Genomic DNA, 23,608 nt, shown 5'->3' with positions numbered 1-23,608 from the left:
GCATTTTTATTCAAAAAGGAAATTATTTCGGGGAAAATGGCCGGTTTTCTTCCAAATTCACGGGAAGTTAGTAATTTTAGCCTAAATTTTCTGCTATCATGAAAAGAATACTCACAGGAGTAATCGTTTTCCTGCTTTTGGCCTGTCAGCCAAAAACTCAAAAAAAAGACCTTATTGCCTGGTTACCACAAGATTCGGAAGTGGTGGTTCAAACACACGACCTAGAGTCCCTCTCGAGCAACCTGGCCTCCTTAGACTTCGTGAGCAAGAATGATTTTAAGCTGAAACAAGAGATTCAGGATCGGTTTATCTTTTTAAATTATATAGACAGCCTGGGAAGTTCCCTGATCGCTTTTTCCGATCTGGCTACAGAGCACTATACGTTTACCTTAATCAGCGAGAATCAGCCAGTGCTTAAACTGGACTCTGTACCAAATAAATCGGTAGAGCGATTGAAATTTAAGGATTTCGAGATCGACAAAGTGAAGCTTGAAGAACATTTATTTTTCACTTCCAGAGTAGACGGGATCTTTTTGGCCGGAAACTCCCTTGATAAGTTAAAAATCCTGCTGGAAGGAAAAGGTTTTCTGAACGATTCCGAATTTAAAAAAGTTTTTAAAGCCACAGATCCTAAGGAAACCTCTATAGTTATTCGCCATGAGCAGGTGGGAGAGAAATTCAAAGAATGGTTTCCAGCCACAGATTCGACGCTAACGACTTTCGCCAGTTGGAGCTCAGTAGACCTAAACAACAAAAATGGATCTCTCAATTTTAACGGGCTAAGTCTTTGGCCTGAAAAACCCGGCCTACAGCATATTTTCAAGGATGTGGGCGCTTCTCCAAATCAGATTTCCAGGGTTGTTCCGGTAACAGCGCCAGGATTTTCATCCTTTGGATATGATAATTTCGATCAATTTCAGCAGAATTTCAGCACCTATTTTCAAAAGGAATTCTCTGAGGTTGAGATAGAGATCCTTAAGAATGTTTCAGAAATCGGCCAGCTTAACTACCCATCGGAGAATTTACTTATTCTCAATAATATTGATGTGATCCTTGCCGAACAGAATCTGGCCAGGTTTAGTGGGGAAAGCAAGGAATATAGAAGTGCTAAGATTTATCAATTTGATAATCCCGAGCTTTTCGCGGAACATCTAAATCCATTAATTAGCCCGGTTGATCTGAATTTTTATACTATTCTGGAGAATTTTGTCATCTTCAGCAATTCTGAAGAAAAACTTCAGAATGTGATTTCAGCCTTTGTGAATAAAAACACCCTTGCACAGCAGGAGCATTTCCAGAAGGCCTTTGAGCATTTGGCGAAAGCTTCAAATATTTTGTTAGTCGCCAATAATGAGTTGATTAAAGACCTTGTGAAAAAGAGGAGCTCAGAAGAATTTGGAAATAAATTCTCCAGCCTGAATTTTGATAAGAATAAGCTCTCTACTATCCAGCTTGTTGCCGACAGGAATTTTTCACATATCCATGGAATTTTTCATAAATCTGAGGACAAATTGGTTAAGAAAGATACTGAGCAGCTTCTCTCGATTAAGCTGGATGAAGAAATTCTTGGGGAACCGGTTTTTTTCAGCAATCATAATAATAACCAGAAAGACATCGCAGTACAGGACATTAATAATGTGCTTTACCTCATCTCTAATAAAGGCGATATCTACTGGAAAAAACAACTGGACGGCCCAATTCTAGGCGGAATTAAAGAAGTTGATATCCTAAAAAACGGAAAGTTCCAGCTGGCCTTTGCAACCCCAAACCGACTTGAAGTAATCGCCCGGAATGCAAATTCGGTGAAGCCTTTCCCACTTAAGTTTAAAGACAACATTACTCAGCCTTTAGCTTTATTCGACTATGACAACAACCGCAATTACCGTTTCCTAATTACCCAGAACAGGGAGCTTCATATGTATGATTCGAAAGGAAGGAGTGTTGGAGGTTTTAAATTTAAAAGTACAGCCTCAGAAGTTTTATTTCCTCCCAGGCACATACGAATGGGTAACAAAGATTACATTGTTATTGCAGAAGAATCGGGCAAGCTTAATATTTTATCCCGGCAGGGCCGGCAACGGGTAAAAGTGAGCGAAAACTTCAACTTTTCAGATAATGAATGGTTTCAGTATGACCGGAATTTTATCTCCAGTAATGACCCGGGAGAGCTTATCCTGGTAGATGAAAACGGAAAGGTTTCAAAACAAAATTTAAACCTCGCTCAAAACCACAAAATCGACGCCACCTCCAATTTACTGGTAAGTTTTTCTGAAAATACCCTGAAAATTAGGGATAAGGAAGTCACCTTAGACTTTGGTCTTTATACCGAGCCACAGATCTTTTTGGAAGACAACAAATACTACATTAGTATTACCGATTTACAAACCCAAAAAGTGTATGTTTTTGACAGCAATGCTGAATTATTATCTGGCTTTCCTGTTTACGGCACTTCAACTATTGACCTGAGTAATATCAATAATGATAATGCTCCCGAGTTTGTAGTGAAAGGTGATAAAGGAGAACTCATCATCTATAAGTTTTAAACTTTAATGTAATAGTTAAGTGTAAAAGCGCGGAACTGAGAAAAGAAGTAGAAGAACTTTTAAAAAAGATCATTTTACCTTCTGAAAATCATTCATTTGGAGGTATATTAAATTTAAATCAAGAAGTTCTGAAAGGCTCAAGTTAAAAAAGCACTGGATCAAGTTTCTATTCGAATATTTCTGCCTGAAATAACTGGGAAAAATGCTTCAGTATTTTCTCCTGAACATCTTCCATTGGTATTTCCTTCTTCCCGAGTTCCACATTTAGAGAAGTAACGGCTTTACCTTTAATTCCGCAGGGAACAATATTATCAAAATAGCCCAGATTTGCATTTACATTCAGTGCAAATCCGTGCATGGTTACCCACCGGCTGGCCCTTACTCCCATCGCGCAAATTTTGCGGGCAAAAGGGGTGCCCACATCCAACCAAACCCCGGTTTCTCCCGGACTTCGTTCAGCTTGTATTCCATAATCCTTCAAAGTTAAGATCACCATTTCTTCGAGTAAGCGAAGGTATTTATGGATATCGGTAAAGAAATTTTCCAGGTCAAGAATGGGATATCCCACCAGCTGTCCGGGGCCGTGATAGGTAATATCACCCCCGCGGTTAATCTTGTAATACCTGGCGTTTCTTTTCTCCAGTTCCTCTTCAGAGATCAGGAGGTTTTTGATATCTCCGCTTTTTCCAAGAGTATACACATGGGGATGCTCTACCAACAACATGTAATTAGGCGTCTCCAGATTCAACTCCTCTCTCCGGTTCTTAATCTTAAGCTCCAATATCTTTTGGAACAACTCTTCCTGGTAATCCCAGGTTTCTTTATAATCCTTTAATCCTAACTGCTGTAATTCAGTTCTTCTATTCATTTTCTATCTCCTTGGATTGTTTAAAATAATAAGTGCTGCAATCACCCCTGGTATCCATCCCAGGATAGTTAAGATTAACACAATTAGAATAGAACCACAACCGCGATCATAAACGGCAAGGGGTGGAAACAAAACAGAAAGTATGACTCTCCAAACACTCATAATTCTCGTATTTAAAGCTATTTTAATTGCAAAGATAAGACTAAAAATTCGGCCTGTCCCTCCATTGGTTGGTAGCCTGATAGTCACTATATTTGCATCCGCCTTGCAGAAAAGCAGGTTTTTAATTTTCAAACTATTATCATGCACCTATCTGAACAGGAAATTATACGCCGAGACAAACTCGCAGCCCTTCGCAAAGAAGGCATTAATCCATATCCCGCCGATCTATTTCCGGTAGATCACACCACCAAACAGATAAAATCTCATTTTGAGGATGGAAAAAAAGTAGTGATGGCCGGCCGACTTATGTCACGCCGCATCCAGGGGAAAGCTTCCTTTGCCGAGCTTCAGGACTCTGCAGGAAAAATACAGATTTATTTCAACCGGGATGAAATTTGCCCTGGTGAGAATAAGGATAAATACAATAATTTCTATAAGAAGCTCCTGGATATAGGTGATTTTATTGGGATTGAGGGAGAGCTTTTCAAAACCCAGGTAGGTGAAATGACCGTGATGGTGAAGGATTTTACATTACTAAGTAAATCGCTGCGCCCATTACCTCTGCCAAAAACTGATAAGGAAGGAAACACTCACGATGGTTTTAATGACCCTGAACAGCGATACCGCCAGCGCTATGCAGATTTAGCGGTTAACCCACACGTTAAGGAGATCTTCGTTAAGCGCACGAAATTATTTAATGCGATGCGTAATTTCTTTAATGAGAAGGGTTATTTTGAAGTTGAAACTCCCATTCTTCAGTCCATTCCGGGAGGGGCGGCAGCAAGGCCTTTTATCACGCATCACAATGCACTTGATATTCCGCTTTATTTAAGGATAGCCAATGAATTATATTTGAAAAGACTTATCGTAGGTGGGTTTGATGGGGTGTATGAATTCTCGAAAAACTTCAGAAATGAAGGCATGGATCGCACGCACAATCCGGAGTTTACCGCGATGGAAATCTATGTAGCCTATAAAGACTACAACTGGATGATGGAGTTCACCGAAAATCTTCTTGAACATTGTGCCCTGGAGGTAAACGGAACAACCGAAGCAGTTTTTGGTGAATATGAAATAGATTTTAAAGCCCCCTACAAACGGGTTACTATGACAGATTCTATTAAGGAATTCACCGGTTTTGACATCACCGGAAAATCTAAGGCTGAAATCAGAAAAGCTGCCGAAGATATGGGAATCGAGGTTGATGAAACCATGGGAAAAGGAAAGCTCATCGATGAGATCTTCGGGGAAAAATGTGAAGGAAATTACATCCAACCCACATTTATCACCGATTACCCTAAGGAAATGAGTCCGCTTTGTAAAGAACACCGGGAAAACCCAGAGCTAACTGAGCGCTTTGAGCTTATGGTATGCGGAAAGGAAATTGCCAATGCCTATTCAGAATTAAACGATCCTATAGACCAGCGTGAACGTTTTGAAGAGCAACTTAAACTTGCCAAAAAAGGAGATGACGAAGCTACCGAGTTTATAGACCAGGATTTCCTTAAAGCCCTGGAATACGGGATGCCACCTACTTCAGGTCTTGGAATTGGCATGGATAGATTAATCATGTTTTTAACCAATAACAGGTCTATTCAGGAAGTGCTGTTCTTCCCTCAAATGAAGCCCGAGAAAAAAGCGGTGGAATTAAGCGAGGATGAAAAAGCAGTTTTCGAGTTGCTTAAAAATGATGAAATTCATGAGCTGGAGGCCATTAAAACCAGGTCGGGATTAAGCAATAAAAAATGGGACAAAACTTTAAAATCATTGAGAAAACATAAAATGATAGATGTTTTTAAAGATGACGAAACCATGAAGATCAAAGCCGTTTAATTTCTTTCAACTGATTTTATGGCTAAACAATGGTTAAATTAAGTTTTTCTTAACTGAATTTTTAAACCATTTAAATAAATACAAGTCAAAAGACTGCCTAAGGGTGGTCTTTTTTATTTTAGCTTGCGCTCAATCAACACCGCCTTCAGTATTTATTTAACCTTGTAAAGAACTTTCTATGAACAAAATTTTTTCGCACAAAGTCTTATTGATCGCCCTTTCGCTATCGGTAAGCAGTTGTGCAGTTTTTCAACCAGAAAAAGACAATGCCACTACGGCAAAAGCCGATGAGGGAAAGAAAAACGGCAATGGCATAAAACCTTATGACAAAGTAATTACCAAAGATGCCAAATCTGATGATGGATTATTTACTGTTCATCGTGTAGAAGATAAATATTTCTACGAGATCCCAGACAGTCTTTTCAATCGTGAAATGCTCACCGTAACCAGAATTGCCAAAACCGCCACAGGTATCGGTTTTGGAGGTGGAAAACAAAACACCCAGGTGCACCGTTGGCAGAAAAAAGACGGTAACGTATTACTACGAGTAGTTTCTCACGAGATCTATGCGGCAGATTCCCTTCCTGTGCACGAAGCCGTGGTAAATTCCAATTTCGAGCCTGTTTTGCAACGCTTTCCTATAAAAGCCTACGGAAAGGCCTCTATTAGCAAAACAACGGTAATCGATGTCACCGAGCTTTACACCAAAGATGTGATGGCCCTTGGGCTTCCAAACAGGACCCGGGAAGAATATAAGGTTTCCCGCCTGGACGATGCCCGCTCTTATATAGATACCATTAGAAGCTATCCCGAAAATATCGAGGTACGTCACGTAAAAACTTATAATGCCGGCGAACCGCCTTCAAATGCGAGCACCGGGTCTATTTCCCTGGAGTTCAGCAACTCCATGATCCTGCTTCCCAAAGTCCCGATGGAACGTCGTTATTTCGACCAGCGCGTTGGTTGGTTTGCCCGTGGACAGGTTGACTACGGCCTGGAAGACCACAAAAGTAAAGAGGTGAAATACCTTGATCGCTGGAGACTGGAAGTAAAAGAAGAAGACAAAGAAAAATTTGAACGTGGGGAATTGGTAGAACCAAAAGAACCAATTGTATACTATATAGATCGCGCCACTCCGGAAAAATGGAGATCTTATATCAAACAGGGGATTGAAGACTGGCAGGTAGCCTTTGAGGAAGCAGGCTTTAAAAATGCTATAATCGCAAAAGATCCTCCCAGTAAGGAAGAAGACCCAGACTGGAGCCCGGAAGATGTTCGTTATTCAGTAGTTAGATATCTTGCCTCTCCTATTCCAAATGCCAACGGGCCACATGTGAGTGACCCCCGTTCTGGAGAGATCCTTGAATCTGACATCAACTGGTACCACAATGTAATGACCCTTCTTAGGAACTGGTTTTTTGTGCAAACCGCTGCCATCAATGAAGACGCACAGATGCCGCAATTTAAAGATGAAGTTATGGGGCGTTTAATCCGTTTCGTATCTGCCCACGAAGTAGGTCACACTCTTGGTTTACCTCACAATATGGGGAGTAGCGTAGCCTATCCTGTAGAGAAATTGCGCGATCCTGAGTTCACTGCAGAGTTTGGAACAGCCCCTTCTATTATGGATTATGCCCGCTTCAATTACATTGCCCAGCCAGGGGATGGGGATGTTGCTTTAATGCCTAATATTGGCCCATATGACAAATATGCTATCAAATGGGGTTACAAGCCAATCCTTGACAAGACCTCCAAAGAAGAAAAAGAGATTCTTGACCAGTGGATCCTGGAAAAAGCAGGAGACCCGCTTTATCGCTTCGGAAGACAGCAAGGTGGTGGAGTTATTGATCCCAGCTCCCAAACAGAAGACCTGGGAGATGATGCTATTCTTGCCAGTGAATACGGAATTAAAAACCTGAAACGAATTGTTCCAAATCTAATTGAATGGACAGCTGAAGACGGTAAGAATTATGAAGATCTTGATGACCTGTATTCACAGGTACTCGGACAATTTAACCGATATATGGGCCACGTAGCCGCCAACATTGGTGGAGTATACGAATACTATAAGACCTATGACCAGGAAGGAGCGGTTTATACTCACGTAGACGCTGCCCACCAGGAAAATGCAATGCAATTCTTACAGGATCAACTCTTCACAACGCCCGAATGGCTTATCGACCAGGAGATTTTCAACAAAATTGAATTCGATGGAAATATTGAGCGTATTAGGAACTATCAGGTGCGTACCCTGAACAACCTTCTCGATTTTGGAAGGATGGCGCGTCTTATGGAAAATGAAGAGGTTAACGGAGAGGAAGCCTATTCTCTGTTGGATATGATGGGAGACCTGCGAAAAGGCATTTTCAGCGAATTATCACGGGGACAAACAATTGATCGCTACCGCAGAAACCTTCAACGAGCCTATATAGATAGAATGGAATATTTAATGACAGAGGAACAGCCTGAAATTCCAGCCCGCAGACGTGCCTGGTCTTCAAGAAGTGATATAAATGTGGCGCAAAGTGACATTCGTCCGGTAGTTCGTGGGGAACTTAAAACCCTGGAGCGCCAGATAAGGAACGCTATAAATAGAACCGGTGACACCTTAACCAGATATCACCTTCAGGATGCTTTAGAAAGAATCGATCTTATCCTGAATCCTATTAAATAGAATTAAAATTTTAAACATTCGTTAATTGTGAGGGAGCCTGTCGGAATTTTCGGCAGGCTTCTTTTTTTCATTTAAACTATTTTAAGTTTCTGGAGTCTTACTTAAACCAAAAAAAGCTGAAGAAGCTAAAAGAAGTTTCAATTATATTACAGAAGTGACCTCAGCAAAAGAGATTATGTAAGCTGAAAATTTTAGTTTGTTTGAGCAGTCAAAGAGGATCCGGAAATCTAATTAAGCTTAAGCCAGGCTAAAAAAGATTTTCCTCTTTGTCCCATAGAAAAGGCCGTCTTATCCAGACGGCCTTTCTTGTTTTCTATTATATTTAAATAGCAGCAGTTTTAATCTCTCCCCATATAAATGCTAAGGAAATATAACAAGGTGGCCAGGGAACCAACCGCGGCAACCACATAAGTTCGAGCCGCCCATTTTAAAGAATCCTCAGCAGCATCATGTTCCTGGGTTGACAGCATATTCTCATTTTCCAACCACACCAAAGCACGTTTACTGGCATCATATTCTACCGGCAGGGTCACAAAGCTAAAGAGCGTCCCCATACCATAAAGAATAATTCCAATCAACAAAATAGTGCTACCCATCGCCGTGGTGGCCATCAGCATTAATCCACCAAAGATTACCCATTGAGAGAACCTGGAGGCTACACTTACTATAGGAACAAGTTGGCTACGCAATTGTAACCAGCTGTAAGCCTGAGCGTGCTGTATAGCGTGCCCGGTTTCATGAGCCGCAACTGCAGCCGCCGCAGCATTTCGTTGTGTGTAGACCCCTTCACTAAGATTTATGGTTTTTTTCTGCGGATTATAATGATCGGTTAGCATCCCGGGAGTAGAGATCACCTTAACATCATTTATTCCGTTATCGCTTAACATTTTTTCAGCGATTTCCTTCCCGCTCATTCCATTTTGTAAGTGTACTTTAGAGTATTTTTTAAATTTACTCTTCAGTTTATTGCTTACATACATACTCACTATAAAGAGTACTCCCGCAATAATATAATATCCTATCATTTCCTGGTTTGTTTTATTTTTTTTGAACTTCAAATATAGCAAAAACCTCGCCATATCCTACACGCTACCTTAGCAAGGCTTTAACAGGAATCCATTGAAAAACCTTATTTATCACTTTAAGATTATACCTATATTTGCAGCAATTAATTAAAAACCGCCCTATGCAATATAAAAGAATCCTTTTAAAATTATCGGGAGAGTCTTTAATGGGAGACCGTCAATATGGTATTGACCCTAAAAGGCTGGCAGAGTATGCCAAAGAAATAAAATCGGTAACAGATAAAGGTATTGAGGTCGCGATTGTTATTGGTGGCGGCAATATATTCAGAGGGGTTGCCGGAGCAAGCAAAGGAATGGACCGCGTGCAGGGAGACCATATGGGTATGCTTGCCACTGTAATTAACGGACTGGCACTACAGGGTGCCCTTGAAGATGCCGAAGTTCAAACCCGCCTGCAATCGGCCATCCACATCAATGAAGTAGCTGAACCTTTCATTAGGAGAAGAGCGATAAGGCATCTGGAAAAAGGCCGGGTGGTAATCTTTGGTGGAGGAACTGGTAATCCTTATTTTACCACAGATTCTGCAGCCGTTTTAAGAGCCATAGAAATTCACGCCGATGTTATCCTTAAAGGAACACGCGTAGATGGTATTTACACCGCCGATCCTGAAAAGGATACCAAAGCAACCAAATTTGATTATATTACCTTTGATGATGTGATTCGAAAAGGCCTTAAAGTAATGGACACTACTGCCTTCACCTTAAGCCAGGAAAACGAATTACCTATTATAGTTTTTGATATGAATACCCCCGGAAATCTTCTAAAAGTGGTAACCGGTGAAAACATTGGAACCAAAGTAAATCTATAGTTCAAATAAAACCTGCATTTTAAACTTTATAAAGATGGAAGACGAAATTGAATTTATTATTGATAGCACCAGGGAAGGAATGGAAAAAGCCGTTGCTCACCTAAAAAAACAATTGGCAAATATCAGGGCCGGCAAAGCCAGTCCGTCGATGGTTGGCAGTGTGATGGTGGAGTACTACGGATCACAAACCCCACTCAACCAGGTAGCCAACGTGAACACCCCCGATGCCCGAACCATTTCTATTCAGCCTTTTGAGAAAAGCCTGATAGGCGATATAGAAAAGGGAATAATGCAGGCTAACCTCGGCTTTAACCCTATGAACAATGGTGAAAATGTAATTATAAGCGTACCGCCATTAACCGAAGAAAGAAGAAAGCAGCTTACCAAACAAGCCAAAGCTGAAGCGGAAGACGCTAAAGTTGGGGTTCGTAACGATCGCAAAGCAGCAAATAACGAACTTAAAAAGCTGGATATTTCTGAGGATCTCCTTAAAGTTACTGAAGAGGAAGTACAGCAGTTAACAGATACTTATATCGCCCAAATCGATAGAATTCTCGAGACAAAAGAGAAAGAGATTATGACAGTTTAGCAGAAAGCTCTTTTTATAATTTAACATACAATTGTCAGATAAGCATAGCCATGCCTGTCTGACAATTTTTATTTTAGGCTTAAATTCCGGAAATTTAAGCCAATCAGTAAAGAAATAATATGCGCCATTGCCTTTTACTCGCTCTCGTTTGTATTGTTTCTTTTACCAATGCTTTTGCTCAACATAAAATTTCGGGCCGGGTTGTAAATGCTGAAACCGGGGAGCCTCTCCCCTACGCAAAAATTTCAATCCAGGAAAAGCCCGCAAACCTCACTAATATTGATGGTTCCTTTTCACTCAATCTTAAAGAACCCACAGCAGAAGTCACTTTTTCTTATGTAGGTTTTTCCTCCCGTACCATCCAGCTTTCTGCTGCAACAGAATTTATCTTCATACGCCTAAAGCCATATGCTGAAATTCTTGATGCCGTGGTAATAGATTCAGATAAAAATCCTGCAAACGCAATCATCAGAAAAGCCATCGCCAGGCGCGATCAAAATGATCCTGAAAAAGCCGTGAATTCTTTTAGTTTTAAAAGCTACAATAAATTCTTAATCGACAATGAAAACAACCGGATAAGCCTGGAGACCGACAGCACAATGCTGGAGGTTGAAACGATTATAGAAACCGGAGCCGCTTTCTTTTCAGAAAAAATATCTGAATATCGTTTTGAGAAGGGAAAGGACCTTAAAGAAATGGTTTTGGCCATGAAAAACGCTGGCTTTAAAAAGCCGGTTTACGAAATACTCTCACTCTCAGTGAATCCCTTTTCTCTTTACAAAAAAGATTATAGCATTTTCGAAACTGACTATGCCGGGCCACTTTCCGAACAGGCTTTCAGAAATTACAAATTTAAAATACTGGATACCGCCAATACCGCAAAACCTGCATTTGTAGTATATTTTGAGCCCAAACGGCAGCAGGCTGTTGCCGGTTTAGAGGGGATCTTATATCTGGATACCAGTAGTTTTGCCATACAGAAATTTAAAGCGCAGCTACTGGGCGCCATTAAACTTGAAACCGATCAGGAATATGAATATTTTGAGGAAGAAAATCTCTGGTTTCCTAAAAAACAAGTGACCCGAATTAGGCCTGGTAGCGGCGGGAAAAGGATTTCGGTTTTTGGGGGGGTGATCTCTACGGGCCGTCTTCAAAGCGGGGGAGATATTATTAGCACGGTACTTTCCGGGAATAAAATGGAATCAGGGCTATATCTCACCTCTACCACCACCAATTATGAAATTCAATTTAATTCTGAAGAAAAAATAGAAAATCCTTCGGCGCAGATAGAAGTGGCACCCGAGGCCTTTAACCCCGGTGAAGATTTTTGGCAGAGACACCGGCAGGAAGATTTTACTTTTGCAGATAAAAATCTTGAAGAAAGAGTTATTGATCTGGTTAAGGAAAAGAATGTAGAACGCCAGATAGAAATAAAAAACACAATTTCAACGGGTTATTACCCCGTGGGCTTTTGGGATTTCGACCTTGGAAAATTTTTTAAGTATAATAACTATGAGGGTCTTCGATTGGGTTTTGGAGGAAAAACCAATAATAGATTTTCAGATAAATTCAATATTAATGGCTACGCCGTTTATGGAATTAAAGATGAAGTGCTTAAATATGGTCTGGGCACCAAAATAGCACTTCATAAGCCAAGTGGCACTAACCTGAAATTTAAGTACACCAGCGATATTATTGAAGTGGGTAGTTTTAATTATTTACAGGGCGTTAATGAGTTCTCTATAATTGAACCTCGTTTTGTAAATATCAGTTTTTTCTATACCGATAAAACATTTAGCGGGGGTCTTACCCACCGTTTTACTTCCAGGCTCAACAGCGAATTACAGATAAGTCAAAGCCAGATATCAAACATCAGGGATTACGCCTACATTCATGAAGGTCAGCAATTTAGTGATTACAAGCTTAGCCAAGCAACTATTTCTTTTTTATGGCGCCCATTCGCAAGATTTTTAAAGACCTCCACAAGCAATATCCTAATAGAAAAAGGCTACCCAAAATTCACCGGGCAGTTCAGCCAGGCATTTGCAGGATTTATGAAGGGTAATTTTAGTTTCTCCAAGGTCGGGTTAAAAATAGAACACGAAATAAAGAGGCTGGATAGGTCACGCACCGAATTCATCCTGGAGGGGAATTTTGCGCTTGGGGATTTACCTTTAACCCATGCATTTCACGCTTTGCCCAACAATGGAAATCAACCTGAAATCTTAAAACGTTTCTCGGTGGCAGGACATACAAGCTTTGAGACCATGTACTACAACGAATTTTTTAGCGACCGCCAGGCAATGCTTCATGTAAAACATCAGTTCAGACCAATTGAGCTCAACAGGTTTATGAAACCAGAAGTTGTACTCATCTCCCGCCACGCTATAGGAGCATTTAAACATCCTGAAAACCACGCAAATATTTCGTTTAATACCCTGGATCACGTTTACTCAGAAGCGGGACTCGAGGTAAATAATATCCTGGCTGGTTTTGGGTTGGGAACCGCTTACCGTTATGGCGGTTATAACTTACCGGGTTTTAAACAGAATTTTGCTTTTAAATTCACCTTTCAGCTAAAGATCTAAAGCCTGCACTTTACAATTAAAACTCCGCTATTTAGTGTGGCTTTTTATACCTTTGCGCTCGTTTAAACTTCGCCCATGTCCAAAATTTTCAGCTTTGGTTTCTGGAACTCTGTTGCAAGGATGATTCTTCGCAACAGGATTGTTATTATTCTACTCGTGGTTGCGGCCACCGCTTTTCTGGCCACCCAGTGGAAAAATATGAGATTCTCCTATACCGAAGCCAATTTGTTGCCCGATGATCATGAAGCCAATTTAACTTATAATTCCTTTCTCGATACTTTTGGGGAAGAAGGCAACCTTGTGATTCTTGGGGTCAAAGACTCCTCTTTATTTACTCCTGAAAAGTTCCAGGCCTGGACAGCACTTAATCAGGAGCTTGAAAATTATCCGGAGATAGATCACGTTATTTCTATAAGCAGTTTAAAAAAGCTGGAAAAGTTTAACGACCCCAAGCGCTTTGAAATGGTTCCTTTTATAAAAGAGGACAATCCCAGCAAGGAAGAGCTAAAAGCTTATGAAAACGAACTCTTTACCTCGCTTCCTTTCTATGAAAATCTGGTATACAGCTCGCATTCCAACACCATACAGTCTGCCCTTTATATCAATAAAGAAATCGTTAATTCGGAAGAACGAAAGGATTTTGTGCTGGAAAAACTTCGGCCGCTTATCGGGGAATTTGAGGAAATGCACGGAATTGATGTTAAGGTCTCGGGTATGCCCTACATACGCACCCTAAACTCCCAGAATATCATTGATGAAATTGGTCTATTTATCCTGGCGGCATTAAGTGTAACTTCCCTGATTTTCTTTTTCTTCTTTCGGTCCATTCGCGCTACGGTAATTTCAATGATCACCGTTTGTATTGGGGTGATGTGGGCCTTTGGAGTTATTGGGTTGCTGCATTATGAAATAACCGTTCTTACAGCCTTAATTCCACCGCTCATAATTGTGATAGGAATCCCTAATTGTATTTTTCTTATTAATAAATATCAGCAGGAAATAAAAAAACACGGCAACCAGGCCAAATCGCTTCAGCGGGTAATCACAAAGGTGGGGAATGCCACCCTAATGACTAATGTTACCACGGCTTCGGGTTTTGCAACCTTCATCCTTACCGACAGCACCTTGCTCAAGGAATTTGGTTTAGTGGCTTCCATAAACATCCTGGCTATTTTTGTGCTAAGTCTACTCATCATTCCTATTATCTATAGCTATATGTCTGTTCCAAAAGACAAACACCTTAAGCACCTTAACAAAAGATGGATAGGTGGTTTTGTAGGCTGGATGGAACGCATGGTACGGCACAACCGAATTGCGATCTATATAGTTTCAGTCCTCTTACTGGTAGCCAGTATTATTGGAATATACACTATAAAAATTTCGGGAAGCTTGCTTGAAGATATGCCGCAGGAAGCGACCTTCTTTCAGGATATCAAATTCTTTGAAGAGGAATTTGATGGGGTAATGCCAATGGAAATCCTTGTGGACACGAAACGTCCTAAGGGCGTATTAAAACTCTCTACCCTGAAACGTCTGGAGCGCCTGGAAGAAGAAATTACAGATGTGCCCGAGCTCTCCAAGCCCCTCTCGGTGGTGAGATTGGTAAAATACACCAAACAGGCATATTATAACGGCAACCCAAAATACTTTCAGCTTCCTACTTCCCAGGAACAAAATTTTATTATGCCCTACACCAAAGGGATGAATGCGGGGGAGAACCTTTTGAATTCCTATGTAGATTCTACCGGCCAATATGCCAGGATCACAACTTTTATGAAAGATATTGGAACCGACAAAATGGAACGTATTGAGGAAAACCTATGGCCCGAAATCAACAAAATCTTTCCCGAAGAACAATATGATGTTTCGCTTACGGGGAAAGCGCTTATCTTTCAAAAGGGGACAAATTATCTGGTAAAGAACCTGGTGATCTCGCTGTCCCTGGCCATATTACTTATCGCCATCTTTATGGCCTGGATGTTCAGGTCGTTCCGGATGATTCTTATTTCTCTGGTTCCAAATCTTTTGCCACTGCTGGTAACTGCGGGGATGATGGGCTTTTTAGGTATCCCAATTAAACCTTCAACCATTCTTGTTTTTAGTATTGCTTTTGGAATATCGGTAGATGACACCATACATTTTCTTGCAAAATACAGACAGGAACTCAAGGCCAATAACTGGAAGATAAAACGCTCGGTTTACGCAGCCTTAAAAGAAACGGGGGTGAGTATGTTCTACACCTCCATTGTACTCTTCTTTGGGTTCTCGGTATTTATGATTAGTAGCTACGGCGGAACTGTAGCCCTGGGTGGCCTGGTTTCAGCAACCTTACTTTTTGCCATGCTTTCTAACCTCTTATTGCTTCCATCCCTTTTATTATCGTTGGAACGAAGTATTGCCAATAAAGAAGTAATGAAGGAACCGGCAATGAAGATCATAGAAACCGATGAGGATGAAGAGGAAATTTCAAAAGAAGAACACAATCATCCAGAATAAAATTAATTAGGCCGAAGGGCATTCAAAATAAAGCGCTTACTTGCTAAGCATAAACGGAAAAATTATCTTTGTTTCTTTCTAAATCTAACATAAATGATACAAGCAAAAATTGCTGAAATATTAGACAGCAATCAGTTTTTACAGGAATTTGAAGTTAAAGGTTGGGTACGCTCGTTTAGGAGCAATCGCTTTATCGCGATGAACGATGGGTCGACCATCAACAACCTTCAATGTGTTGTAGATTTCGAAAATTTCAGCGAAGACCTTTTAAAAAGGGTGACGGTTGGTGCTGCCATTAGGGTTGCAGGAACTTTAATAGAAAGTGAAGGCAGTCAACAACGCGTAGAGATAGAGGTAAAGGAATTGGAAGTGCTGGGAGATGCTAACCCCGAAGAAGTAAAGCTAACCATTCTTTCCCCAAAACGCCACAGCCTGGAAAAACTTAGGGAGCAAGCTCATTTGAGGGTTCGCACCAATACCTTTGGTGCTGTGATGCGCGTGCGATCCAAATTGTCTTTTGCCGTGCACAGTTATTTTCAGCAAAATAATTTCCATTATGTAAACACCCCAATTATCACGGGAAGTGATGCTGAGGGTGCCGGGGAAATGTTTAAGGTAACTGCTTTTGATTTAAAAAATCCGTCTAAAACCGAAGACGGAAGTATAGATTATAAAAAGGACTTCTTCGGAAAAGAGACCAATTTAACCGTTTCAGGCCAGCTGGAGGCAGAAACCTATGCGCTGGGGCTGGGACAGGTTTATACCTTCGGACCCACCTTTAGGGCAGAGAATTCAAACACCTCAAGACATCTGGCAGAATTCTGGATGATAGAGCCGGAAGTGGCTTTCTGTGACCTGGATGGGAATATGGATCTAGCGGAAGATTTTATTAAATACGTTCTGAAGTATGTGCTTGAAAACTGCAAAGACGATCTTGCATTTTTAGAGAAAAGGCTTCAAAATGAAGATAAGTCTAAGCCCCAGAACGAACGCAGTGACATGAACCTGATGGAAAAACTTCATTTTGTTCTGGATAATAATTTTAAACGGGTAAGTTACACTGAAGCAATCGAGATCCTTAAGAACAGTAAGCCTAATAAAAAGAAAAAATTCAATTATGTGATTGAAGATTGGGGCGCCGATCTACAGAGCGAACATGAACGCTTCCTGGTAGAGAAACACTTTAAATGCCCTGTGATCCTGTTTGATTATCCGGCTAACATCAAGGCATTCTATATGCGTTTAAATGAAGATGGAAAAACGGTTCGGGCTATGGATATTCTTTTCCCCGGAATTGGAGAGATCGTTGGGGGATCTCAACGGGAAGAACGCCTGGAGGTGCTGAAATCAAAGATGAAAGAACTCGATATTGATGAGAAAGAACTTTGGTGGTATTTAGACACCAGAAAATTCGGAACTTGTGTACATAGTGGGTTTGGGCTTGGCTTCGAACGCCTGGTGCAGTTTGTAACCGGAATGGGGAATATTAGGGACGTAATTCCTTTCCCCAGAACCCCACAAAACGCTGAATTTTAAATTTTGAAACTTATTGAAACCCATATTGTTCCTGCAGGCGTAAAAGATATTCGGCTGCAGGAATATGCGGTTTCCATCTTCCAGGCTGCACCTACTAAAAGCAGTATCAAAAAAGCCATTAAGCGGGGCGAAATAAAAATAGACGGCAAAGCGGCTAACACCGGAGACTGGATAATTGAAGGGCAAAAAATAGAACTTTTCCAACAGGAAGCCCCGCAAAAGGTATTCAATTTAAAACTTGAAGTTCTTTTTGAAGATGAGCATATTGCAGTGATAAATAAACCAGCCGGATATCCCACCAGCGGAAATTACTTCAAGACTATCACGAATGCGCTTCAGTACAATTTAAAAGTTTCAACGGCGCCTACAGCACTTTCTTCACCACAGCCGGCACACAGGCTGGATAACCCCACCTCAGGCCTATTGCTGATTGCAAAAACCGGAGACAGCCTTAGAAAACTTCATAGTGATTTTAAAGAAAAGAGAATTGAGAAAATCTACACGGCTTTAGTAGATGGAAAGTTCCCCAATCGAAAGAGACTCCAGGATAATATTGGAGGAAAATACTCTGAAACCGAAATTTCCCTTATAAGAAGCTTCCGGTTTAAAGGGAATGATTATTCTCTTGTTAATGCCACTCCAAAAACCGGAAGAACTCACCAGATCAGAATCCATTTGGCACAGGCCGGTTTCCCTATTGTGGGCGATAAATTGTATGGAAAAGGAAAAAGTTCAGGCAATCTAAAAGGGTTATTCCTTGTAGCCACCTCCCTTAAATTTGAGCATCCTGTAACGCAAAAAAGCCTGGATATTGCTGTGACTCTTCCCAAAAGATTCATAAAAATTCTAGAACAGGAGGGGCTTACTTAACAAAATTTTACCACAATCATTTACTGTGCCAAAGCCAGTGTAGCGTTGTTTTGCTTATTTTTGTGAAAGGCAAAATAATTTATATGCTTAAACAACAATTAAATCTAAAACTCTCACAGAAGCTTTCTCCTCAGCAAATCCAGCTGATGAAACTCATCCAGCTTCCTACGCAGGCTTTTGAGCAAAGGATCAAGGAAGAATTGGAGGAAAACCCTGCCCTGGAAGATGGGAAATTAGAGAGTGAGGATGAATACGAAGAAGATTTCTCGAATGCTGAAAGTGATGATGATTACGATAATGAGACTATAGAAACAGAAATTGACGTAGACGAATATCTTAGCGACGATGAAATCCCCAGCTACAGGCTTCAGGCTAATAATTACAGCGCAGACGATGATGAAAAAAGTGTGCCCTATGCTTCGGGAACTTCATTTACACAATATTTAAAAACCCAGTTAAGCACATTAAGGTTTAACGATAATGAACAGGAGATCGCAGATTTTCTGGTGGGGAGTATAGATGAAAGCGGCTATCTTAGAAGAGAACTTCAGGATGTGGTTGATGATCTTGCTTTTACCCAAAATATTTACACCGATGAAAAAACGGTAGAAAACGTTTTAAAGAAAGTTCAGGCCCTTGATCCTGCCGGAGTAGGCGCCCGTTCTCTGCAGGAATGTTTGTTACTCCAGCTTGACAGACGGGAACCTACTAAAGCCGTTCAACTCGCTACCGATATGCTGGATAGATCCTTTGACCTTTTCAGCAAAAAACATTATACCAAACTGCTTTCCCGTCACGATATAAGTGAAGATGAACTAAGGGAAGCTATAGATGTAATTGAGCATCTTAACCCCAAACCGGGAGGCTCCTACTCCGGTAACACCAGGATAGTTGAGCACGTAATCCCCGATTTTACCATAAAAATTGTTGATGGAGATCTGGAGTTAAGCTTAAACGGAAGAAATGCGCCCCAAATGCACGTTTCCAGAGATTATAGTGATATGCTTAAAGGCTATAAAGAGTCTAAGGAAAAAACCAAGGATCAAAAAGATGCTGTGATGTTCATCAAACAGAAACTCGATTCGGCAAAATGGTTTATAGAAGCCATCAAACAGCGCCAGCAAACCCTTATGGTTACTATGAGTTCTATAATGAACTACCAGAAAGAATATTTTCTAACCGGGGATGAGCGTAACCTCAGACCGATGATTCTTAAGGATATTGCAGATGAGATTGGAATGGATGTATCTACAGTTTCCAGGGTAGCCAATAGTAAATATGTAGACACTCCCTACGGAACGAAGCTCATAAAAGAGTTCTTTTCTGAATCTATGAAAAATGACCAGGGTGAAGATGTCTCTACACGGGAGATAAAAAAGATCCTGGAAATGTCTATAGAAGAAGAAAACAAGAAGAAGCCTTTAACAGATGAGAAATTAGCCAAAGTATTAAAGGATAAAGGATACCCTATAGCCCGCCGCACAGTCGCCAAATACAGGGAGCAGCTCGATATTCCGGTGGCCCGTTTAAGAAAGGAAATTTAATGAACTTTTTGTTGAAAAGCGCTTCCTATATCTTTCATCCTATTTGGATGCCTCTGGGGGGAAGTCTTATTTATTTTTTGGTCACGCCGCGTTTCTTTCCATCGGGGGTGATACAGGCTAAATTACTGGCTATTGCTATTCTCACTATCTTCATCCCCATTGTTTTCTATTTTCTGCTTCGGAATCTCGGAAAAGTAGACAGTATTTTTATGCAAAATGCAAAAGAGCGAAAGTGGCCACTTTTCTTCTTTATTCTGTTAACATTGATGATATTAAAGCAGATATTGAATGTATACAACTATCCAGCACTCTACTATTACTTCACCGGGATTTTAATTTCAGGGGTAGTGGCTTATCTTTTTTCGATTTTCAGAATAAAAATAAGTCTTCATATGATGGGGTTGGCCGGCATAACAATGTTCCTCGCAGGCCTAAGCATTCATTACCGCATAAACCTTGTCTATAGCATCCTGTTTTTAGTGCTGGCAAGTGGATTAACAGGTTCTTCCCGATTATATTACAAGGCCCACACCCCACCAGAACTTTTACTCGGTGCCCTGGCTGGATTTCTTCCTCAGTTAATTATGTGGCGATTCTGGCTATAGTATGTAGAACATTAAGCCTATGCGAACGAGGTGCATTCCTATTTCAGAGTCATCTACAAAGGAATCTTTAAAGAGAGGATTCAGACTATAATAAAAATGAAAGTTGAAAGTGTTGTAACCAAAGGTGAGATTGGCTCCCAACCGGAACCGGTTTAATTCCGGGAGATCGTATTGTACCACTTGGTTGCCAGGTTGGACAAAATTAGATTTAAATTTATAAATATATCCAAATTTCAAGCCCGTATAAACACGCCAGAACTTATAGCTTTCGGCTGAAGAAGTACGCCATCTAAATTCTACAGGAGCTTCAATAAGCTGGGTAGTGAATCGGTTAGTATCATAATCCAGGCTCTTATCAAGACTTCTAAAGATGGTTTCACCATTCTCTGCCTGTCCGACAAAAAGATTATGACCAAAGCTGTTTAAAGACCAGCCCAACCCAGTCCCTATTGCGATATTACGTTGTTTATTCAAGGGAAAATCCCTTATAAAACCAAGATGTAGTCCCCCTGAAAAACTCGACTGAGAAATCGAGGCAGGCTTTTGATCTATTAGGTTAAAAGTAAGACCTATATAAAACTGATCCTCGCGGTACAGACTATCTATAACCGAGGGCACCGTATCGGGAATTCGTCTTGCTTCTTCCTGTTCATTTATTTGTGCAGTAAGCATTAAGGGCAGGAAAAGGAGAAAGAAGAAATTAAGCCGCACCAACTTCATCTGGATTTATACATTTAATTATTAAATATAAAAAAACATCCTGCCAAAAATTAATTAAGGCAGGATGTTTTTACAGTTTTGAAAAGATTTAACGGACTATCCGTTATTCCATATTTCTTAAGGCATCCCCTTGTAAGGTGGTATAATTGATTTTAAGAGCTTCAGCTTTTCTCAATTCCTGTTTGATGTCTGAAACCAATCCCATATTTGTTTCTTCATCTACCTTTAAGGCAGTAGTTAAATAGGGAATCAATTCTTCACGCTTAGTCTCTCTTTCAGAATAAATAAACTGTTGCACCTCACTTACACTGGCAAACTTATCATTCAACTGGATTCTGGCTTCGGTTCCAAAACGCTGTTGATAACGCGGACTCGGTTTACCGGCGTAGATGTACATTACCAAATCCTTTTTATCCAGTTTTTCAACCTGATTGGCATAAGGTAATTTATTCTTAACCATCAAGGTATTTTGGCGCATCACGGTTACCACCATAAAGAAGAACAGTAGCATAAACACAATATCCGGTAAGGATGCTGTACTAATAGCTGGTTGCCCTTCGTTTGTTTTCTTTTTGAATTTAGACATAATTAAGTCTCAAATTTAAGTTTTGTTAGTAGGCCTGTTAACTTGTTGGCTCTGCTTCAGAAAGCTTTTGAGGTATCATATCTTTAATAACCTCAATTTGATCTTTCAGTTTATCCTTATTTCCTGTGTAATTAGGATCGTTATACTCCTTTTCCATTTGGGTAAAGGATTTTCCAAACATACGTTGGGCTTCCCGATCCCTCAATTGGTTATAAGCCGCTACGAGTTCATTTTGAACTGCGATATAGGTTCCATACTCGGTACCACGGTTATTCACCAGGGAAATAATCGCTTTCTGTGGGTTCACAGAGGAAGATGGATCACCGGGGCCCTGACAGAAATCACAGGCCTCGTCTCCGGCTCCCCCTCCATTATCTAAAAATTCGAAGGCTGCCTGACGCAATTCCTCAATCTCCATAAACTCATCTTCTACAAGTAACTCATTATTACGGTTAACAAGTACAGTAAAGATGTTTCTCTGCTTAATTACCGGCGGCTCTTGCTCTTCTGGCTGCCACGGGGGTAGTTTCCTACTTATCCCGCTATCTGTCTCAATGGTTGTGGTTACCAAAAAGAAGATTAGAAGCAAGAAAGCAATATCGGCCATCGAGCCGGCATTAACTTCTGGTGCATCTCTTCTTGCCATATTATTACTTCATTAATTTTTTAACTCCAGAGAATATCATTGCTAAAATAGCTACTCCTGCAAGGATGTAAAAAGTCACTAATCCTGCGCTTATCCAATGAGCTCCACTCGCCGAAAGAACACTTCCGTCTTTAAGAGTCATTTCAGATCCATCGGTTATCACATATGCAATTACAATAACTGCTAAAAATGCCCCTAGAGAAATAAGTGTGTTTTTGATATTTCCTTTAAAAAGGCCTTTTATTACAAAGAAGGCTACCAATACCAACACAACGGCTAATACCAGATACGCTACCCACATAAACGGATCAAGAAGGCTGTTCTGCAGATCGGCTGAGGCCTCGATAGCATCATCGTTTTCGGCCAGGATCCTTCCAAGCAGGATAAGACCTATAACACCAATAACGAGGGCTATATATTTTAATATTTTATGTAAAGTCATAATTTAATCTGGTCTTAGATTCTTTTTTTGTTTTTGTAAGCTACTAACATATCGATAAGGGTAATAGAAGCATCTTCCATATCATTTACGATGCTATCGATTTTAGCGATAATATAGTTATAAAAGATTTGAAGGATAATAGCCACGATCAAACCAAATACTGTAGTAAGTAACGCCACTTTAATACCTCCGGCAACAAGTGATGGTTGCATATCACCAGCAGCCTCAATTCTATCGAAGGCGGTAATCATACCAATTACAGTTCCCATGAAACCAAGCATAGGTGCAATGGCGATAAATAAAGACACCCAGGATACGTTTTTCTCCAATTGTCCCATTTGAACACCACCATAAGCAACTACGGCTTTCTCTGCAGCGTCAATGCTTTCATCGGCACGATCCAGACCCTGATAATAGATAGAAGCAACAGGACCTTTAGTGTTTCGGCATACCTCTTTAGCAGCATCTACTCCACCACTGTTTAAAGCGTCTTCAACATCCTTTGCCAGTTTTCTGGTGTTTGTGGTAGAAAGATTCAAAAAGATGATTCTCTCAATGGCTACAGCCAGACCAAGAATTAAACATAAAAGCACGATCCCCATAAAGGCAGGACCCCCTTCTATAAATCGTTTTTTAAGTTCCTGGTGAAAACCGAGGCTTTCTTCCTCTACCTCGTCAGCGGCAGCTGCAGCCTCATCATCCTGTACAAAATTTACAATTGTCTCAGGTAATGTATTCACATTATTGGCCGCATATAGGTTTCCGGCTCCTAGCACCATCACCGCGGCGATTACCAAAATAGAAAATAATCTTTTCATTGCTGTTTGTCTTAATTTAATTAGTTAAAGGGTTAAAGATATAAAAATAAAATTTTAATAAAAATACTATAAATTTTGCAGAGAGGAAGGGATTCGAACCCTCGATACGCTTTTGGCGTATACACACTTTCCAGGCGTGCGCCTTCGACCACTCGGCCACCTCTCTTTCTTAACGTTTTCTAAACGGTGCGCCA

General features: G+C 40.6%; 19 protein-coding genes and 1 tRNA gene. 11 read left to right on the top strand and 9 right to left on the bottom strand.

Going from position 1 to position 23,608, the window contains the following annotated elements:
* The first annotated feature begins 98 nt into the window (after positions 1-98).
* Positions 99-2,543: a hypothetical protein gene (locus BUW93_RS06815; RefSeq protein WP_081210465.1), complete on the top strand. Its 2,445-nt coding sequence runs from the start codon at positions 99-101 to the stop codon at positions 2,541-2,543.
* Between the two features lie 166 nt (positions 2,544-2,709).
* Here BUW93_RS06815 and lipB read toward each other — a convergent pair whose 3' ends face one another.
* Together lipB and BUW93_RS06805 are read right to left on the bottom strand one after the other, a co-directional pair.
* Positions 2,710-3,411 (bottom strand): lipoyl(octanoyl) transferase LipB, encoded by a 702-nt coding sequence (lipB, locus tag BUW93_RS06810; protein WP_081210463.1) that lies wholly within the window; start codon positions 3,409-3,411, stop codon positions 2,710-2,712.
* A 3-nt stretch (positions 3,412-3,414) separates the two neighbouring features.
* Positions 3,415-3,573 carry a YqaE/Pmp3 family membrane protein gene (locus BUW93_RS06805; protein ID WP_081210772.1) on the bottom strand — a complete coding sequence of 53 codons (159 nt, stop codon included), beginning with the start codon at positions 3,571-3,573 and terminating at the stop codon, positions 3,415-3,417.
* Between the two features lie 141 nt (positions 3,574-3,714).
* On the opposite strand from BUW93_RS06805, the gene lysS reads away from it, so the two are divergent.
* Both lysS and BUW93_RS06795 read left to right on the top strand, forming a co-directional pair.
* On the top strand, positions 3,715-5,406 hold the full coding sequence (lysS, locus tag BUW93_RS06800; RefSeq protein ID WP_081210461.1) for a lysine--tRNA ligase: 1,692 nt from the start codon (positions 3,715-3,717) through the stop codon (positions 5,404-5,406).
* Between the two features lie 178 nt (positions 5,407-5,584).
* Complete coding sequence (locus BUW93_RS06795; RefSeq protein WP_081210459.1) at positions 5,585-8,080, top strand: zinc-dependent metalloprotease; 2,496 nt, start codon at positions 5,585-5,587, stop codon at positions 8,078-8,080.
* Positions 8,081-8,418: 338 nt separating this feature from the next.
* Here BUW93_RS06795 and BUW93_RS06790 read toward each other — a convergent pair whose 3' ends face one another.
* Complete coding sequence (locus BUW93_RS06790) at positions 8,419-9,105, bottom strand: zinc metallopeptidase (RefSeq protein ID WP_081210770.1); 687 nt, start codon at positions 9,103-9,105, stop codon at positions 8,419-8,421.
* Positions 9,106-9,266: 161 nt separating this feature from the next.
* Between BUW93_RS06790 and pyrH the strand changes: the two genes are divergently transcribed.
* The 8 genes from pyrH (at position 9,267) to BUW93_RS06750 (ending at position 20,202) form a co-directional block, all read left to right on the top strand.
* Entirely contained in the window at positions 9,267-9,974 is a 708-nt protein-coding gene (gene pyrH / locus BUW93_RS06785) for a UMP kinase (RefSeq protein WP_081210457.1), read from the top strand.
* 34 nt (positions 9,975-10,008) lie between these two features.
* Positions 10,009-10,563, top strand: a complete 555-nt coding sequence (frr, locus tag BUW93_RS06780) for a ribosome recycling factor (protein WP_081210455.1) — start codon at positions 10,009-10,011, stop codon at positions 10,561-10,563.
* A gap of 119 nt (positions 10,564-10,682) precedes the next feature.
* Positions 10,683-13,151 (top strand): DUF5686 and carboxypeptidase-like regulatory domain-containing protein, encoded by a 2,469-nt coding sequence (locus BUW93_RS06775; protein ID WP_081210453.1) that lies wholly within the window; start codon positions 10,683-10,685, stop codon positions 13,149-13,151.
* 75 nt (positions 13,152-13,226) lie between these two features.
* The gene (locus BUW93_RS06770) at positions 13,227-15,647 is read left to right on the top strand and encodes an efflux RND transporter permease subunit (RefSeq protein ID WP_081210451.1); all 2,421 of its coding nucleotides are present in this window, start codon (positions 13,227-13,229) and stop codon (positions 15,645-15,647) included.
* Positions 15,648-15,740: 93 nt separating this feature from the next.
* Positions 15,741-17,183 (top strand): asparagine--tRNA ligase, encoded by a 1,443-nt coding sequence (gene asnS, locus BUW93_RS06765; protein WP_081210449.1) that lies wholly within the window; start codon positions 15,741-15,743, stop codon positions 17,181-17,183.
* Between the two features lie 3 nt (positions 17,184-17,186).
* On the top strand, positions 17,187-18,053 hold the full coding sequence (locus BUW93_RS06760; RefSeq protein WP_081210447.1) for an RluA family pseudouridine synthase: 867 nt from the start codon (positions 17,187-17,189) through the stop codon (positions 18,051-18,053).
* 83 nt (positions 18,054-18,136) lie between these two features.
* The gene (rpoN, locus tag BUW93_RS06755; protein WP_081210768.1) at positions 18,137-19,597 is read left to right on the top strand and encodes an RNA polymerase factor sigma-54; all 1,461 of its coding nucleotides are present in this window, start codon (positions 18,137-18,139) and stop codon (positions 19,595-19,597) included.
* Positions 19,597-20,202 carry a hypothetical protein gene (locus BUW93_RS06750; RefSeq protein WP_081210445.1) on the top strand — a complete coding sequence of 202 codons (606 nt, stop codon included), beginning with the start codon at positions 19,597-19,599 and terminating at the stop codon, positions 20,200-20,202. Before rpoN ends, BUW93_RS06750 begins: the two co-directional genes overlap by 1 nt.
* Here BUW93_RS06750 and BUW93_RS06745 read toward each other — a convergent pair.
* The 6 genes from BUW93_RS06745 to BUW93_RS06720 all read right to left on the bottom strand — a co-directional run bounded on the left by BUW93_RS06745 (position 20,197) and on the right by BUW93_RS06720 (position 23,580).
* Complete coding sequence (locus BUW93_RS06745) at positions 20,197-20,922, bottom strand: porin family protein (RefSeq protein WP_081210443.1); 726 nt, start codon at positions 20,920-20,922, stop codon at positions 20,197-20,199. The two genes, BUW93_RS06750 and BUW93_RS06745, sit on opposite strands and share 6 nt — an antisense overlap.
* A gap of 103 nt (positions 20,923-21,025) precedes the next feature.
* The gene (locus tag BUW93_RS06740) at positions 21,026-21,508 is read right to left on the bottom strand and encodes an ExbD/TolR family protein (protein ID WP_081210441.1); all 483 of its coding nucleotides are present in this window, start codon (positions 21,506-21,508) and stop codon (positions 21,026-21,028) included.
* Positions 21,509-21,545: 37 nt separating this feature from the next.
* Positions 21,546-22,154, bottom strand: a complete 609-nt coding sequence (locus tag BUW93_RS06735; RefSeq protein WP_081210434.1) for an ExbD/TolR family protein — start codon at positions 22,152-22,154, stop codon at positions 21,546-21,548.
* A gap of 4 nt (positions 22,155-22,158) precedes the next feature.
* Positions 22,159-22,596, bottom strand: a complete 438-nt coding sequence (locus BUW93_RS06730; RefSeq protein ID WP_081210433.1) for a hypothetical protein — start codon at positions 22,594-22,596, stop codon at positions 22,159-22,161.
* A 14-nt stretch (positions 22,597-22,610) separates the two neighbouring features.
* Complete coding sequence (locus BUW93_RS06725; protein WP_081210432.1) at positions 22,611-23,414, bottom strand: MotA/TolQ/ExbB proton channel family protein; 804 nt, start codon at positions 23,412-23,414, stop codon at positions 22,611-22,613.
* Between the two features lie 78 nt (positions 23,415-23,492).
* Positions 23,493-23,580, bottom strand: a tRNA-Ser gene (locus tag BUW93_RS06720).
* Positions 23,581-23,608: the final 28 nt, after the last annotated feature.

The organism is Salegentibacter sediminis (genome assembly GCF_002078605.1).
GTDB lineage: Bacteria > Bacteroidota > Bacteroidia > Flavobacteriales > Flavobacteriaceae > Salegentibacter > Salegentibacter sediminis.
Note: the sequence above shows the minus strand (reverse complement) of the source record. Positions and strands in the feature narration are given on the sequence as shown.